General features: G+C 68.2%; 12 protein-coding genes. 2 read left to right on the top strand and 10 right to left on the bottom strand.

Annotated elements, in window-relative coordinates; genetic code table 11:
- Positions 1–53: 53 nt before the first annotated feature.
- Complete coding sequence (gene ftsH, locus BLP95_RS10945; RefSeq protein WP_089679233.1) at positions 54–2,036, bottom strand: ATP-dependent zinc metalloprotease FtsH; 1,983 nt, start codon at positions 2,034–2,036, stop codon at positions 54–56.
- Positions 2,037–2,228: 192 nt separating this feature from the next.
- Positions 2,229–2,906, bottom strand: a complete 678-nt coding sequence (gene rlmE / locus BLP95_RS10940) for a 23S rRNA (uridine(2552)-2'-O)-methyltransferase RlmE (RefSeq protein WP_089679230.1) — start codon at positions 2,904–2,906, stop codon at positions 2,229–2,231.
- Positions 2,907–3,071: 165 nt separating this feature from the next.
- Here rlmE and yhbY point away from each other — a divergent pair, with 165 nt between their 5' ends.
- Entirely contained in the window at positions 3,072–3,398 is a 327-nt protein-coding gene (gene yhbY / locus BLP95_RS10935; RefSeq protein WP_089679227.1) for a ribosome assembly RNA-binding protein YhbY, read from the top strand.
- Positions 3,399–3,520: 122 nt separating this feature from the next.
- Here yhbY and greA read toward each other — a convergent pair whose 3' ends face one another.
- The 6 genes from greA to BLP95_RS10905 form a co-directional block, all read right to left on the bottom strand.
- Positions 3,521–3,997, bottom strand: coding sequence for a transcription elongation factor GreA (greA, locus tag BLP95_RS10930; RefSeq protein WP_023005311.1), 477 nt, complete (start codon positions 3,995–3,997; stop codon positions 3,521–3,523).
- Position 3,998: 1 nt separating this feature from the next.
- Complete coding sequence (gene carB / locus BLP95_RS10925) at positions 3,999–7,241, bottom strand: carbamoyl-phosphate synthase large subunit (protein ID WP_089679224.1); 3,243 nt, start codon at positions 7,239–7,241, stop codon at positions 3,999–4,001.
- A gap of 64 nt (positions 7,242–7,305) precedes the next feature.
- Positions 7,306–8,454 (bottom strand): glutamine-hydrolyzing carbamoyl-phosphate synthase small subunit, encoded by a 1,149-nt coding sequence (gene carA / locus BLP95_RS10920; protein WP_089679221.1) that lies wholly within the window; start codon positions 8,452–8,454, stop codon positions 7,306–7,308.
- Positions 8,455–8,677: 223 nt separating this feature from the next.
- Positions 8,678–9,484, bottom strand: a complete 807-nt coding sequence (gene dapB, locus BLP95_RS10915) for a 4-hydroxy-tetrahydrodipicolinate reductase (protein ID WP_089679220.1) — start codon at positions 9,482–9,484, stop codon at positions 8,678–8,680.
- Positions 9,485–9,543: 59 nt separating this feature from the next.
- Positions 9,544–10,458, bottom strand: a complete 915-nt coding sequence (locus BLP95_RS10910) for a DMT family transporter (protein WP_245678739.1) — start codon at positions 10,456–10,458, stop codon at positions 9,544–9,546.
- Positions 10,455–10,733 (bottom strand): DUF2218 domain-containing protein, encoded by a 279-nt coding sequence (locus BLP95_RS10905; RefSeq protein ID WP_089679214.1) that lies wholly within the window; start codon positions 10,731–10,733, stop codon positions 10,455–10,457. Before BLP95_RS10905 ends, BLP95_RS10910 begins: the two co-directional genes overlap by 4 nt.
- 135 nt (positions 10,734–10,868) lie before the next feature.
- Between BLP95_RS10905 and BLP95_RS10900 the strand changes: the two genes are divergently transcribed.
- Entirely contained in the window at positions 10,869–11,825 is a 957-nt protein-coding gene (locus tag BLP95_RS10900) for an HNH endonuclease (RefSeq protein ID WP_089679212.1), read from the top strand.
- Between the two features lie 90 nt (positions 11,826–11,915).
- On the opposite strand, the gene dnaJ is transcribed toward BLP95_RS10900, so the two are convergent.
- Positions 11,916–13,067 (bottom strand): molecular chaperone DnaJ, encoded by a 1,152-nt coding sequence (dnaJ, locus tag BLP95_RS10895; protein WP_089679209.1) that lies wholly within the window; start codon positions 13,065–13,067, stop codon positions 11,916–11,918.
- 90 nt (positions 13,068–13,157) lie between these two features.
- On the bottom strand, positions 13,158–15,089 hold the full coding sequence (gene dnaK, locus BLP95_RS10890; protein WP_089679206.1) for a molecular chaperone DnaK: 1,932 nt from the start codon (positions 15,087–15,089) through the stop codon (positions 13,158–13,160).
- Between the last annotated feature and the right edge of the window lie 22 nt (positions 15,090–15,111).

Below are 15,111 nucleotides of genomic sequence, written 5' to 3'. Positions count from 1 at the left end.
CAATGGCGAAGGCGCCCCCGCGGGGGCGCCTGGCGTCGGGTGATACGGCGGGCTCAGGAGCCGGCGGGGCCGCCCAGCGGGTCGGAGGGGCGGCGACGCGGCTCCTCGTCGTCGTCCTGGTCGCCGTCGACCGGCTCCGAGGTGTCGGCGTCGCTTACCGGCTCAGGCTCGCTGCCGCCGGTGGGCGCACCGCCGCTGGGGTCATCCCAGCCCTCGGGCGGGCGCGGCTCGCGCCCTTCCATGATGTCCTTGAGCTGGGTGGAGTCGATGGTCTCGTACTTCATCAGCGCATCGGCCATGGCGTCGAGCTTGTCGCGGTTCTCCTCGAGGATCTGCTTGGCCTGGGCATAGCAGCCGTCGATGACCTTGCGCACCTCCTTGTCGAGCCGCGAGATGGTCTCGCCGGACTTGAGCTTGCCGCCGCCCTGGCCCGGGGCGCCGAGGAACTGGTGGGACTCGTCCTCGTCGTACATGATCGGGCCCATCTCCTCGGAGAGGCCCCACTTGGCGACCATGTTGTGGGCCAACTCGGTGGCGCGCTTGATGTCGTTGGACGCCCCCGTGGTCACGCCATTCGGCCCCAGAGTCATCTCCTCGGCGATGCGGCCGCCGAACAGCGAGCAGATCTGGCTGATGATCTGCTGGCGCGACAGGCTGTAGCGGTCCTGCTCGGGCAGGAACATGGTCACGCCCAGGGCGCGGCCACGCGGGATGATGGTGACCTTGTAGACCGGGTCGTGCTCCGGCATCACCAGGCCGATGATGGCGTGGCCCGACTCGTGGTAGGCGGTGTTGAGCTTCTCCTTCTCGGTCATGACCATGGAGCGGCGCTCGGCGCCCATCATGATCTTGTCCTTGGCCAGCTCCAGCTCCTCCATGCCCACCAGGCGCTTGTTGCGCCGCGCGGCGAACAGCGCCGCCTCGTTGACCAGGTTGGCCAGGTCGGCGCCGGAGAAGCCCGGGGTGCCGCGGGCGATCAGCGACGGCTTGACGTCGTCGGCCAGCGGCACCTTGCGCAGGTGCACGTTGAGGATATGCTCGCGACCGCGGATGTCGGGCAGCGGCACCACCACCTGGCGGTCGAAGCGGCCCGGGCGCAGCAGCGCCGGGTCGAGGACGTCGGGGCGGTTGGTGGCGGCGATGACGATGATGCCCTCGTTGGCCTCGAAGCCATCCATCTCCACCAGCAGCTGGTTGAGGGTCTGCTCGCGCTCGTCGTTGCCACCGCCCATGCCGACCCCGCGGGAACGGCCCACGGCATCGATCTCGTCGATGAAGATGATGCAGGGCGCCTGCTTCTTGGCCTGCTCGAACATGTCACGCACGCGGGAGGCACCCACGCCGACGAACATCTCGACGAAGTCGGAGCCGGAGATCGAGAAGAACGGCACCTTGGCCTCGCCGGCGATGGACTTGGCGAGCAGCGTCTTGCCGGTACCCGGCGGGCCCACCATCAGCACGCCGCGCGGGATGGTGCCGCCAAGGCGCTGGAACTTGGTGGGGTCGCGCAGGAAGTCGACCAGCTCCTCGACCTCCTCCTTGGCCTCGTCGCAGCCGGCGACGTCGGCGAAGGTGGTCTTGATCTGGTCTTGGGAGAGCAGCTTGGCCTTGGACTTGCCGAAGCTCATGGGCCCGCCCTTGCCGGCGCCGCCGCCCTGCATCTGGCGCATGAAGAACATGAAGATGGCCAGGATCAGCAGGATCGGGAAGCTGGCGATCAGCAGCCGCATCCACAGGCTTTGCTGCTCGGGCTCCTTGCCCACCACGGTGACGTTGTTGGAGAGCAGGTCGTCCATCAGCTTGGGATCCTCCGCCGCGGGGCGGATGGTCTGGAACTGGGAGCCATCCGTGCGCTCACCGCTGATGGTGTAGCCATCGATGGTGACGCTGCGTACCTGCTGGTTCTGCACCTGCTGGACGAACTGGGAGTAGTTCATCGCCTGGGGTGAGCTGTCGACGCTGAAGTTGTTGAACACCGTCAGCAGCACCGCCGCGATGACCAACCACAGGATCAGGTTCTTCGCCATGTCGTTCAAGGGACTACCCTCAATATCTGAAATCTGTCGGCCGCCTGGGCCTGGCACCTTGGACACTACAGGAGCCGGCCGCGTTCGGCCACTGCCCGCCGGGCGGACCACCGCAGCAGACACTGTGACACACCGCGTTCGGCGCTGTCCGCCCATCGGCCCGGTAGGCCGGGGCTATCGCGGCCGCTCCGCGCCCTCGGCTCAGCCGCGAAAGCCCTGCGCCAGCAGGTAGACCTCGCGGGAGCGCGCCCGCGACGCGCTGGGCTTACGGGTCACCACCCGCGTGAAGGCACCGCGCAGCGCCTTGAGATAGTCGTCGAAGCCCTCGCCCTGGAACACCTTGGCCAGGAAGGTGCCGCCGGGGCGCAGGGTCTGGCCGGCCAGGTCCAGCGCCAGCTCCACCAGGTACATCGCCTGGGGCTGGTCGATGGCGGCCATGCCGCTCATGTTGGGGGCCATGTCGGACATCACCAGGTCCACCGGTCGCTCGCCCAGGGTCGAAAGGATCTCCTCCAGCACGCTCTCCTCGGTGAAGTCGCCCTGGATGAAGTCGACCCCGGCCAGGGCATCCATCTCGAGGATGTCGGAGGCGATCACCACGCCCTCGCTGCCCACCTTCTCGGCCGCCACCTGGCTCCAGCCCCCGGGCGCCGCCCCCAGGTCGATCACCGTCATGCCGGGGGTGAGGAGCCGGTCCTTGTCGTCGAGCTCGAGCAGCTTGTAGCTGGCCCGGGAGCGGTAGCCCTCCTGCCAGGAGCGCTGCACGTACTGGTCGTCGAAGTGCTCCTTCAGCCAACCCTTGCTGGTCTTGCTGGTGGGGCTGGACTTGCCGGCGGAGCGCCTGGCGACATCGGGAGACGGGGTGCGGGAACGAGCCACGGCATCACCTGGGGTGGAACGGGAACGGACGGGGCGGAAGCGGGGTGCCGGACGGCGCGCCTCGGCCGAGGCGGCCTGCGCAGATGTCGCGCCGATGGCATTTCCGACGCGACGTTTTCCGCGTACCATGGGCGGCTGCGCGCAACCGGGAAGACGCAAGATACCATGAGCTTGTCACAGGCACAAAAGAAAGCATTCCGCAGCATCGGCCACCACCTCAACCCGGTGGTCACGGTCTCCGAGAACGGCATCTCCGAGGGCGTGCTCGCCGAGCTCGAGCGGGCCCTGGCCGACCACGAGCTGATCAAGGTGAAGCTCGCCCTGCCGGAGCGCGACGACCGCGGCGCCATGCTCGACGAGCTGGTCACCGCCAGCGGCGCCGAGCTGGTCCAGAAGATCGGCAAGATGGCGCTGCTCTACCGCCACAACCCCCGGGCCAACCCGAAGCTCTCCAACGTGCAGCGCTTCGAGGGGCATCACGGGCGGCACTGACCGCGCTTCGCGCGAGGAGCAGGGACAGCTTGCCGACTCGCAGAGATGAAGAAGCCCCGCAGGCATTCGCCTGCGGGGCTTTCTTGTAGCGTGATCCTTGCAGCTTGTCGCTGCCCGAAGGGCTACAGGTGCTCGACGCTCGAGATCTCGTACTCGACATCGCCGCCGGGGGTCTTGACCACCACCACGTCGCCCTCCTCCTTGCCGATCAGGGCACGGGCGATGGGCGAGGTGACCGAGATCAGCCGCTGCTTGATGTCGGCCTCGTCCTCGCCGACGATGCGGTAGGTGACCTCTTCGTCGGTGTCGAGGTTAAGGAGCTCGACGGTGACCCCGAAGATCACCTTGCCGGTCTTGGGCAGCTTGGTGACGTCGATCACCTGGGCGCTGGAAAGCTTGCCCTCGATCTCCTGGATGCGCCCCTCGATGAAGCCCTGCTGCTCACGGGCGGCATGGTACTCGGCGTTCTCCTTGAGATCGCCGTGCTCGCGGGCCTCGGCGATGGCGGCGATCACCTTGGGACGCGCCTCGCTCTTGAGGTGGTCGAGCTCCTCGCGCAGGCGCGCCTCTCCGGCGACGGTCATCGGGACCTTGTTCATATTATGCAGCTCCTGCATGCAGTTCCTGAAGCCGCCGCACCGTGATCGCGTTGCCGTACTCGAGCGCCAGACAAACGGCATTCGCCCCCGCCAGCGTGGTGGCGTAGGGAACCTTGCGGGCCAGCGCGGTGCGACGGATCACCGAGGAGTCATTGATCGCCTGGCGACCCTCGGTGGTATTGACGATGTAGGCGATCTCGTCGTTCTTGAGCAGATCGACGATATGCGGGCGGCCTTCGTAGACCTTGTTCACGACCTCGACAGCGATACCGGCGGCCTCGAGGGCGGCGGCGGTACCGCGGGTCGCGCACAGCGTGAAGCCCAATGTTACCAGAGAACGCGCCACCTCGATAACACCCGCCTTGTCCGGCTCGCGCACCGAGAGGAACGCCTTGCGGTCCCCCGACAGCGCGGGGATCGCCTCGCCGGCGCCCAGCTGCGCCTTGTAGAAGGCCTCGGCGAAGGTGTCGCCTGAGCCCATCACCTCACCGGTGGACTTCATCTCCGGCGACAGGATCGGGTCGACGCCCGGGAACTTGTTGAACGGGAAGACCGCCTCCTTGACGCTGAAGAAGGGCGGCACGATCTCGCGGGTGAAGCCCTGGTCGGCCAGGGAGGTGCCGGCCATGCAACGCGCGGCGACCTGGGCCAGGGAGGTGCCGATGCACTTGGAGACGAAGGGCACGGTGCGCGAGGCGCGCGGGTTGACCTCGATGACGTAGATCTCGCCGTCCTGCCAGGCGAGCTGCACGTTCATCAGCCCCTTGACGCCGAGCTCCACCGCCATCTTGCGCACCTGCTCGCGCATCTCGTCCTGCACCTCGGCGGGCAGCGAGTAGGGCGGCAGCGAGCAGGCGGAGTCGCCGGAGTGCACCCCGGCCTGTTCGATGTGCTGCATGATGCCGCCGATCACCACCTGCTCGCCGTCGGAGACGGCATCGATGTCGATCTCGATGGCGGCATTCAGGAAGTGGTCGAGCAGCACCGGGGAGTCGTTGGAGACCTTGACCGCGTGGGTCATGTAGTTCTCCAGCTCCGAGGCGTCGTAGACGATCTCCATGGCACGACCGCCCAGCACGTAGCTGGGGCGCACCACCAGCGGGTAGCCGATCGCCTCGGCCTTGGCGAAGGCCTCCTCGAAGCTGCGCGCGGTGGCGTTGGGCGGCTGCTTGAGGCCCAGCTTGTCGATCATCTGCTGGAAACGCTCGCGGTCCTCGGCGCGGTCGATGGCGTCCGGGGTGGTGCCGATGATCGGCACGCCAGCGGCCTCCAGCTCGCGGGCCAGCTTCAGCGGGGTCTGGCCGCCGAATTGCACGATCACGCCGACCGGCTGCTCCTTGTCGGCGATCTCCAGCACGTCCTCCAGGGTCACCGGCTCGAAGTAGAGGCGGTCGCTGGTGTCGTAGTCGGTGGAGACGGTCTCCGGGTTGCAGTTGACCATGATGGTCTCGTAACCGTCGTCGCGCATGGCGAAGGCGGCATGGACGCAGCAGTAGTCGAACTCGATACCCTGGCCGATACGGTTGGGCCCGCCGCCCAGCACCATGATCTTCTGGCGGTCGGAGACCTCCGCCTCGCACTCCTCCTCGTAGGTGGAGTACATGTAGGCGGTGTCCGAGGCGAACTCGGCCGCGCAGGTGTCGACCCGCTTGTAGACCGGGCGGATGCCGGCCTTCTGGCGGGTCTTGCGGAACTCCTTCTCGGCAACCCCCAGCAGGCGGGCCAGGCGGGCGTCGCTGAAGCCCTTGCGCTTGAGGCGGAACAGCTCGCGGGCGTCGAGCTCGGAGAGCGAGCGGCGGGCCACCTCGGCCTCGGTGGCCACCAGGTCCTCCAGCTGGATCAGGAACCAGGGGTCGATGTTGGTCAGCGCGAAGAGCTCGTCGCGGCTCATCCCGGCGCGGATGGCATCGGCCACGTAGAAGATGCGCTCGGCGCCGGCGGCCTGCAGCTCGCCCTTGATGTGCGCCATGGCCTCGTCGGTGAACTCGCCGGGCTTGAAATCGGGAAACTTGGGGTCGAGGCCGTCGTTGCCGGTCTCCAGGCCGCGCAGCGCCTTCTGCAGCGACTCCTGGAAGGTGCGCCCGATGGCCATCACCTCACCCACCGACTTCATCTGGGTGGTGAGGCGGTCGTTGGCCGCCGGGAACTTCTCGAAGGTGAAGCGCGGGATCTTGGTGACCACGTAGTCGATGGCCGGCTCGAAGGAGGCCGGGGTGCGCCCGCCGGTGATGTCGTTCGAGAGCTCGTCCAGGGTGTAGCCGACCGCCAGCTTGGCGGCGATCTTGGCGATGGGGAAGCCGGTCGCCTTGGAGGCCAGCGCCGAGGAGCGCGACACCCGCGGGTTCATCTCGATCACCACCATGCGCCCGGTCTTGGGGTCCACGCCGAACTGGACGTTGGAGCCGCCGGTCTCGACGCCGATCTCGCGCAGCACCGCCAGCGAGGCGTCGCGCATGATCTGGTACTCCTTGTCGGTCAGCGTCTGGGCCGGGGCCACGGTGATGGAGTCGCCGGTGTGCACGCCCATGGGGTCGAAGTTCTCGATGGCGCAGACGATGATGCAGTTGTCGTTCCGGTCACGGACGACCTCCATCTCGTACTCCTTCCACCCCAGCAGCGACTCGTCGATCAGCAGCTCGTGATTGTTGGAGAGCTCGAAGCCGCGCTGGCAGATCTCCTCGAACTCCTCCTTGTTGTAGGCCACGCCGCCGCCGGAGCCGCCCATGGTGTAGGAGGGACGGATGATCACCGGGAAGCCGAGCTCGCCCTGGATCTCCCAGGCCTCGTCCATGGTGTGGGCCACCTTGGCCTTGGGGCACTCCAGGCCGATGCGCTTCATGGCCTGGTCGAAGAGGTCACGGTCCTCGGCCTTGTTGATGGCGTCGGCGTTGGCACCGATCATCTCCACGCCGTGCCTCTCGAGCACGCCGTGCTTGTCCAGGTCCAGGGCGCAGTTGAGCGCGGTCTGGCCGCCCATGGTGGGCAGGATGGCGTCGGGCTTCTCGGCCTCGATGATCTTCTCCACCGCCTGCCAGGTGATCGGCTCGATGTAGGTGGCATCGGCCATGGCCGGGTCGGTCATGATGGTGGCCGGGTTGGAGTTGACCAGGATGACCCGGTAGCCCTCCTCGCGCAGCGCCTTGCAGGCCTGGGCGCCGGAGTAGTCGAATTCGCACGCCTGGCCGATGACGATGGGGCCGGCGCCAATGATCAGGATGCTCTGGATGTCGGTACGCTTGGGCATGGTGCTTCCCGCTGAAAAAGGGTGACGAGGGGCGACGTGACTCGAGACGGGGCCGCGCGGCGGATCAGCCGCGGCGGTCCTGCATCATCGCGACGAAGCGGTCGAACAGCGGCGCGACGTCCTTGGGGCCGGGGCTCGCCTCCGGGTGCCCCTGGAAGCTGAAGGCCGGGCAGTCGGTACGCTCGATCCCCTGCAGGGTGCCGTCGAACAGCGAGCGATGGGTGGCGCGCAGGTTGGCCGGCAGGCTCGCCTCGTCGGCGGCGAAGCCGTGGTTCTGGCTGGTGATCATCACGTGGCCGGTGTCGAGGTCCTGCACCGGGTGGTTGGCGCCGTGGTGGCCGTGGCCCATCTTCACCGTCTTCGCCCCGCTGGCCAGTGCCAGCAGCTGGTGGCCCAGGCAGATGCCGAACAGCGGGATCCCGCTCTCGAGGAGCTCCTGGATCGCCGTGATGGCGTAGTCGCAGGGCTCGGGGTCGCCGGGGCCGTTGGCCAGGAAGATGCCGTCGGGGGCCATCGCCAGCACCTCGGCGGCCGGGGTCTGGGCCGGCACCACGGTGAGGCGGCAGCCGCGGGAGGCGAGCATGCGCAGGATGTTGCGCTTGACGCCGAAGTCGTAGGCGACCACGTGGAAGGGGCGCTCGCCGGCGGCGGCATCGGCATAGCCCTGGCCCAGGGCCCACTCGCCCTCGCTCCACTCGTAGGGGCTCTGGCAGGAGACCACCTTGGCCAGATCCATGCCCTTGAGGCCCGGGAAGGCGCGGGCGGCGGCCAGGGCGCGGGCCTCGGCATCCTCACCCTCGGCCTCGCTGCCGGCCAGGATGGCGCCGTTCTGGGCGCCCTTGTCGCGCAGGATGCGGGTCAGCCGGCGGGTATCGATCTCGGCGATGCCCAGCACGTTCTGGCCCTTGAGGTAGTCGGAGAGGGTCTGCTCGCAGCGGAAGCTGCTGGCCAGCAGCGGCAGGTCGCGGATCACCAGGCCGGCGGCGGCGATGGCGCCGGACTCGACATCCTCGGCGTTGACGCCGGTGTTGCCGATATGCGGATAGGTGAGGGTGACGATCTGTCGGGTGTAGGAGGGGTCGGTGAGGATTTCCTGGTAGCCGGTCATGGCCGTATTGAACACCACCTCACCGCTGGTCTGTCCATCGGCGCCGATGGCCGTGCCGTGAAACACGCTGCCATCTTCCAGGGCCAGTATCGCGGGTCTGTTCAAGGCTAGGTCCTCCCAAGTGTAAAGAGACAGCTCGTCAATGCCGTTCGCCGGGCCGCAAAAAAGCGGGACGAACCCGATGGCTAGACCGGTTTCATCCCGCTTGTTGTCATTCGCTCGGAATGCCTGGGCCGAAGCAACAAGCGCTGTTGAAGGGGGCTTTCGCCCGTGCGCCCGGCCAAAATTTTGGGGATATTACAGGAAACCGCGCCCTTCGACTACCCCTTTAGTCGAGACCGAGCACATCCTGCATGGCATAGCGGCCGTTGCCTTGGCCGGCCACCCAGCGCGCCGCGCGCACCGCGCCCTTGGCGAAGGTCATGCGGCTCGAGGCCTTGTGGGTGATCTCGATGCGCTCGCCCTCGGTGGCGAACATCACCGTATGCTCGCCGACGATATCGCCGGCACGCACCGTGGCGAAGCCGATCTCCTTGTCGGTGCGCGGCCCGCACTGCCCCACCCGCTCGAAGACGCCATGCTCCTTGAGGGTGCGGCCCAGGCTCTCGGCCACCACCTCGCCCATCTTCAGCGCGGTGCCGGAGGGGGCATCCACCTTGTGGCGGTGGTGGGACTCGATCACCTCGATGTCGTAGCCCTCGTCGCCCAGCGCCCGGGCCGCCGTCTCCAGCAGCTTGAGGGTCAGGTTCACCCCCACGCTCATATTGGGCGCGAAGACGAAGGGCAGCTTCTCACGGAAGGCGTCGAGCTCTGCCAGCTCCTCGTCGGAGAGGCCGGTGGTGCCGATTACCATGCGCTTGCCGTGCGCGGCGCACACCGCCAGGTTGGCCAGGGTCACCCGCGGCGCGGTGAAGTCGATCAGCACATCGAAGTCGTCGACGATGGCCGCCAGATCATCCACCGCACTCACCCCCAGCCGGCCGACGCCCGCCAGCTCGCCGATGTCGGCACCCACCAGGGAGCTGCCGGGCTCGACGACGCCGCCGGCCAGGGTGGCGCCCTCATCCTGCTGCACGGCGTTGACCAGGGTGCGGCCCATGCGGCCGGCGACACCGACGATGGCGATACGCGTCATGTGGACTCCTGTAGAAGGGTAGCGGCTCGAGAATGGGCGGCAGTATACCAGAGCGGGCGCTAGCCGGCCGACGTCGTGGCCGCATCGCGGCGCATCAACAGCGCCATGGCGGCCAGCACCGCCAGGCTGCCGGGCAGCCACTCCCAGCCGATCCGCTCCGGGGCGCGCGCGAAGAGCAGCAGCATGGAGACGAAGGGCACCAGGTAGCCGTAGGCGGTCACCACCCCCGGCGTCAGCGCCGCGGTGGCGCGCTGCATCAGCCAGAAGGTCAGGGCGCTGGAGCAGAGCCCCAGGTAGACCAGCAGCGCCAGGTCGAGGGGGCGCATCGTCGCCAGCCGCGCCACCGGCTCCACGGCAAGCCCCGCCAGGCCGATCAGCACGCCGCCGAGCCCCAGGCTCCAGAAGGTGCGCACCGCCGCAGACTCCGGCAGCACCCCCCGGGCCAGCCCCCAGCGACTGAGCACCGGATAGAGCGCAGTGGCGATGCAGCCGGCGAAGAACACCGCCTCGCCGCTGCCGAAGGCCAGGCGGCCGCCCTGCTGCCACGCCTCCGCCACGGCGATGGCGAGCGCACCGGCGGCCCCCAGGGCGAGGATGGCGGGCAGGCGCCAACCGGGGCGCTCGACACGCAGCCCCCGCCCCAGCAGGAAGGCCAGCAGCGGCACCGTGACATGCAGGGTGGCCATGGAGAGGGCGGTGGTGTGGTGCGCCGCCCAGAACATGGCCGAGAAGAAGCCCGCCAGGCACAGCCCCATCAGCGCGTAGAGCGGCAGGGTGCGCGGGGCGGGCAGGAAGGCGGGCGAGCGCCGCGCCAGCAGGTAGAGGCCGGCGCAGGCGATGGCGAAGCGCAGGGCGGTGAGCGAGAGCGGCGGCAGCTCCCCCATCAGCCCCACGGCGGGGAAGGAGAGCCCCACCAGCGCCGCCCACAGCAGCATGCCGAGGTGGGCGCCACGCGGGGAAACCGCCCCGCTCACGCCTCCCAGATGATATCCAGCTCCACCCCCTTGAGCGCATCCAGGGCGTGGTCCACGTCGCGCTCGAGGGCATCATGGCTCTCGTCGTCCAGCGCCTCGACCACCACCATCAGCTTGTCCGGCTTGGCCTGGAGGTAGCAGGTGCCGTTGTCGAACTCGACGCGCACCGGGTCGCCGGCGCGATCCAGCTCCTTGGCACCGGACCAGCGCTGGCACAGCTGGTCGATCAGGGCCGCCGCATCGTCGGCGGGAAGTTCGGCGCGTGAAATGGGCATGGCGCTACTCTCCTGCAGGAATGTCGGGCCTCCAGACTATGACGACAGCACTGCCGCCGCCAAGCACCATCTTTCAACCGTGCACTGGCGACGTGATACCGTGAACCGCCGACACCCGGGAAAGGGAGGGACCCGATGGACAAGGCGCTGGCGTGCCTGACGAGACTCAGGGTGGGCCACAGCAAGGGCAGGCCGGCTCCCAACAAGCCCTGCCTGCTGCTGGCCATCCTCTGCGAGATCCAGGCGGGGCATATCACCTCGCCTCGCGTAGCCATCGATGACCGACTGGTCGCTCGCTATCACGACCTCTATGAGCTCGCCGCCGGCGTCCGTCGCGAGGCGCGCCCCTGGCTGCCGCTGTGGTTCCTGGCCAGCGATAGGGGCCCTGACGGCGAGGCAGGGTCACTCTGGCAACCGGCGCTTTCCCCTGCCCTGGCGGAGGTCGCCGACCAGCTGGGCGCCCCCGGATCCCTCGACCAGTTGCTCAAGCGCTTCGACACGGCAAGCCTGCATCCGGAACTGTACGCACGCCTCGCCAGCGAGGAGGCCACCCGCGAGGCTGGCGCCCACCTGGTCGCCCGCTACTTCTCCTGGAGCCCGGATGCCCAGGCCAGGCTGCATGACTACCTCGAAGACGCCTTCGCCAGCGGCGCCTACGAAAAGGCGCCGGAACGGCTCAAGGGCCCGGAAGGCGACTCCCCGAGACAGGCCAGGGCCCGCTCCGCCGCCTTCCGTTCGCTGGTGCTGGAGGCCTACGACTACCGCTGCGCGGCGAGCCGGCTGCGCTATATCACCCCCGACTACCGCTACCTGGTGGAGGCCGCCCACCTGGTGCCCTTCGCCGAGAGCCAGGACGACCGCCCGGTGAACGGCATCGCGCTGACCCCCAACCTGCACTGGGCAATGGACAACCTGCTGATCGCCCCCGGCCCGGACCAGCGCTGGCATGTCAGCCCCAGCGTGGATGCCCTGGTGCCCGACAGCCGCTGGCTGTGCGAACTGGATCGCCAGCCGCTGGTGCTGCCCCGCGACCCGCGCTGGCAGCCGGATCGCGACGCCCTGGCCTGGCGGCTGGACCAGCTGCGGCGCTGAGTGCGCCGCATCCACACCTGAACGCGACAGGGCCCCGGCATCTGTTTGATGCCGGGGCCCTGCCATGTGCTCCTCGAGGGGTGATGCCGCCTAGGGCTTCATGTCCTCGAAGAACTTCTTCACGCCGTCGAAGAAGCCGCTCTTCTTCGGCGAGTGGTGGGCGCTGTTGGAGCCCCCCAGGCTCTCCTGGAACTGGCGCAGCAGCTCCTTCTGCTCCTCGTTGAGCTTCACCGGGGTCTCGACCACCACCTTGCAGATCAGGTCGCCCGGGGCGCCGCCGCGCACCGGCTTGACGCCCTTGCCACGCAGGCGGAAGAGCTTGCCGGTCTGGGTCTCGGGCGGGATCTTGAGCTTGACCCGGCCGCCCAGGGTGGGCACCTCGAGCTCGCCACCGAGTGCAGCGTCGACGAAGTTGATCGGCACCTCGCACTGCAGGTTGCGGCCGTCGCGCTGGAAGATCGGGTGCGGCTTGAGGTGCACCTGCACGTAGAGATCCCCCGGCGGGCCGCCGTTGATGCCGGCCTCGCCCTCGCCATTCAGGCGGATGCGGTCGCCGGTATCCACCCCGGCGGGGATCTTCACCGACAGGGTGCGGGTCTCGCGCACCCGGCCCTCGCCGTGGCACTTGTGGCACGGCACCTTGATGTGTTGGCCGGAGCCGTGGCAGGTCGGGCAGGTCTGCTGCACGGCGAAGAAGCCCTGCTGCATGCGCACCTGGCCCATGCCGTTACAGGTCGGGCAGGTCTCCTTGCTGGAACCCGGCTCGGCGCCGCCGCCGTCGCAGCGCTCGCACTCCACATGGCGCGGCACGCGGATGTCCACGTTGGTGCCGGCCACGGCATCCTCGAGGTCGAGCTCGAGGTTGTAGCGCAGGTCGCTGCCGCGCTGCGGGGCGTTGGGGTGACGCCGGCCACCGCCGCCGCCGAAGATGTCGCCGAAGACATCGCCGAAGATGTCGCTGAAGCCGCCGGCCCCGGCACCACCGAAGCCACCGCCGCCGAAGCCGCCGGCCTGGCCGTCGACCCCGGCATGGCCGAACTGGTCGTAGGCCGCGCGCTTCTCACTGTCGGAGAGCACCTCGTAGGCCTCGGAGACCTCGCGGAACTTCTCCGCCGCGCTGTCATCGTCCGGGTTGCGGTCGGGGTGGTACTTCTGGGCCAGGCGTCGGTAGGCCTTCTTGATTTCCTTGGTATCGGCACCGCGCTCTACGCCCAGTACCTCGTAATAGTCGCGCTTGGACATGGGTCTGTCCGCCTCCGTCGCGGTCCCTCGGAAACACCAACGCGGGAGTCTGGCCCCCGCGCTGGCGTCATCCGTGGTTCAGATGCGTGGTTACTGCTTCTTCTGGTCGTCGTTGACTTCTTCGTACTCGGCGTCGACCACGTCATCTTCCGGCTTGGCACCGGCGTCGCCGGCCTCGCCACCCGCCTGCTGGCCGGCCTCGGCCTGGGCGGCGTACATCTTCTGCGCCAGGTTGCCGGAGGCCTCGGTCAGCTTGTCGAGCTTGGCCTGGATGTCGTCCTTGTCATCCCCCTTGATGGCCTCCTCGAGCTCCTTGGCGGCGCTCTCGATGGCTTCCTTCTCCTCGTCGCTGGCGTGCTCGCCGGCCTCTTCCACGGTCTTGCGCGCGGCGTGGACCATGCCGTCGGCCTGGTTGCGCAGCTGGACGAGCTCCTCGAACTTCTTGTCCTCGTCGGCGTGGGCCTCGGCGTCCTGGACCATCTGCTCGATCTCGTCGTCGGAGAGGCCGCTGGAGGCCTTGATGACGATGGACTGCTCCTTGCCGGTGGCCTTGTCCTTGGCGGACACGTTGAGGATGCCGTTGGCGTCCAGGTCGAAGGCGACCTCGATCTGCGGCACGCCGCGCGGCGCCGGCGGGATGTCGGCCAGGTCGAAGCGGCCCAGCGACTTGTTGCCGCCCGCCTGCTTGCGCTCGCCCTGCAGCACGTGGATGGTCACGGCGGTCTGGTTGTCGTCAGCGGTCGAGAAGGTCTGGGTCTTCTTGGTCGGGATGGTGGTATTCTTCTCGATCAGCGGGGTCATCACGCCGCCCAGGGTCTCGATGCCCAGGGTCAGCGGGGTGACGTCGAGCAGCAGCACGTCCTTGACGTCGCCGCCCAGCACACCGCCCTGGATGGCGGCACCCACGGCCACCGCCTCATCCGGGTTGACGTCCTTGCGGGCGTCCTTGCCGAAGAAGTCGGCGACGGACTTCTGCACCATGGGCATGCGGGTCTGGCCGCCGACCAGGATGACGTCGTCGATCTCGGAGGCGGAGAGGCCGGCATCCTTGAGCGCGGTCTTGCACGGCTCGAGGGAGCGCTTGACCAGCTCCTCGACCAGCGACTCCAGCTTGGCGCGGGTCACCTTGACGTTGAGGTGCTTGGGACCGGTGTTGTCTGCCGTGATGTAGGGCAGGTTGACGTCGGTCTGCTGGGCGCTGGAGAGCTCGATCTTGGCCTTCTCGGCGGCTTCCTTGAGGCGCTGCATGGCCAGGTTGTCGCCGGAGAGGTCGATGCCGCTGTCGCTCTTGAACTGGTCGACCAGGTAGTTGATCAGCGCCAGGTCGAAGTCCTCGCCGCCCAGGAAGGTGTCGCCGTTGGTGGCCAGCACCTCGAACTGGGTCTCGCCGTCGACGTCGGCCACCTCGATGATGGAGATATCGAAGGTGCCGCCGCCCAGGTCGTAGACCGCGATGGTCTTGTCACCGCGCGACTTGTCCATGCCGTAGGCCAGCGCCGCCGCGGTGGGCTCGTTGATGATGCGCTTGACCTCGAGGCCGGCGATGCGGCCGGCATCCTTGGTGGCCTGGCGCTGGCTGTCGTTGAAGTAGGCCGGCACGGTGATGACCGCCTCGGTGACCTCCTCACCCAGGTAGTCCTCCGCGGTCTTCTTCATCTTCTTGAGCACCTCGGCGCTGACCTGCGGCGGTGCCAGCTTCTTGCCCTTCACCTCGACCCAGGCGTCGCCGTTGTCGGCCTCGGCGATGGTGTAGGGCACCATCTTGATGTCCTTCTGGACGACGTCGTCCTTGAAGCGACGGCCGATCAGGCGCTTGATGGCGTAGAGGGTGTTCTGCGGGTTGGTGACCGCCTGGCGCTTGGCCGCCTGGCCCACCAGGGTCTCGCCGTCCTCGGTGTAGGCGATGATGGAGGGCGTGGTGCGCGCGCCCTCGGCGTTCTCGATGACCTTGGCGCTGTCGCCGTCGAGCACGGCGACACAGGAGTTGGTGGTACCCAGGTCAATTCCGATGATGCGTCCCATAGGAAATCCTCGAAAGTCGTGT

This window comes from Halomonas shengliensis (assembly GCF_900104135.1).
GTDB lineage: Bacteria > Pseudomonadota > Gammaproteobacteria > Pseudomonadales > Halomonadaceae > Halomonas > Halomonas shengliensis.
Note: the sequence above shows the minus strand (reverse complement) of the source record. Positions and strands in the feature narration are given on the sequence as shown.

Bases quoted from the DNA above. Each gene is read 5' to 3' on its own strand.
- carB (WP_089679224.1), bottom strand. From the start codon at position 7,241: ATGCCCAAGCGTACCGACATCCAGAGCATCCTGATCATTGGCGCCGGC.
- BLP95_RS10905 (WP_089679214.1), bottom strand. From the start codon at position 10,733: ATGCCCATTTCACGCGCCGAACTTCCCGCCGACGATGCGGCGGCCCTG.
- dapB (WP_089679220.1), bottom strand. From the start codon at position 9,484: ATGACGCGTATCGCCATCGTCGGTGTCGCCGGCCGCATGGGCCGCACC.
- dnaJ (WP_089679209.1), bottom strand. From the start codon at position 13,067: ATGTCCAAGCGCGACTATTACGAGGTACTGGGCGTAGAGCGCGGTGCC.
- dnaK (WP_089679206.1), bottom strand. From the start codon at position 15,089: ATGGGACGCATCATCGGAATTGACCTGGGTACCACCAACTCCTGTGTC.
- greA (WP_023005311.1), bottom strand. From the start codon at position 3,997: ATGAACAAGGTCCCGATGACCGTCGCCGGAGAGGCGCGCCTGCGCGAG.
- BLP95_RS10900 (WP_089679212.1), top strand. From the start codon at position 10,869: ATGGACAAGGCGCTGGCGTGCCTGACGAGACTCAGGGTGGGCCACAGC.
- yhbY (WP_089679227.1), top strand. From the start codon at position 3,072: ATGAGCTTGTCACAGGCACAAAAGAAAGCATTCCGCAGCATCGGCCAC.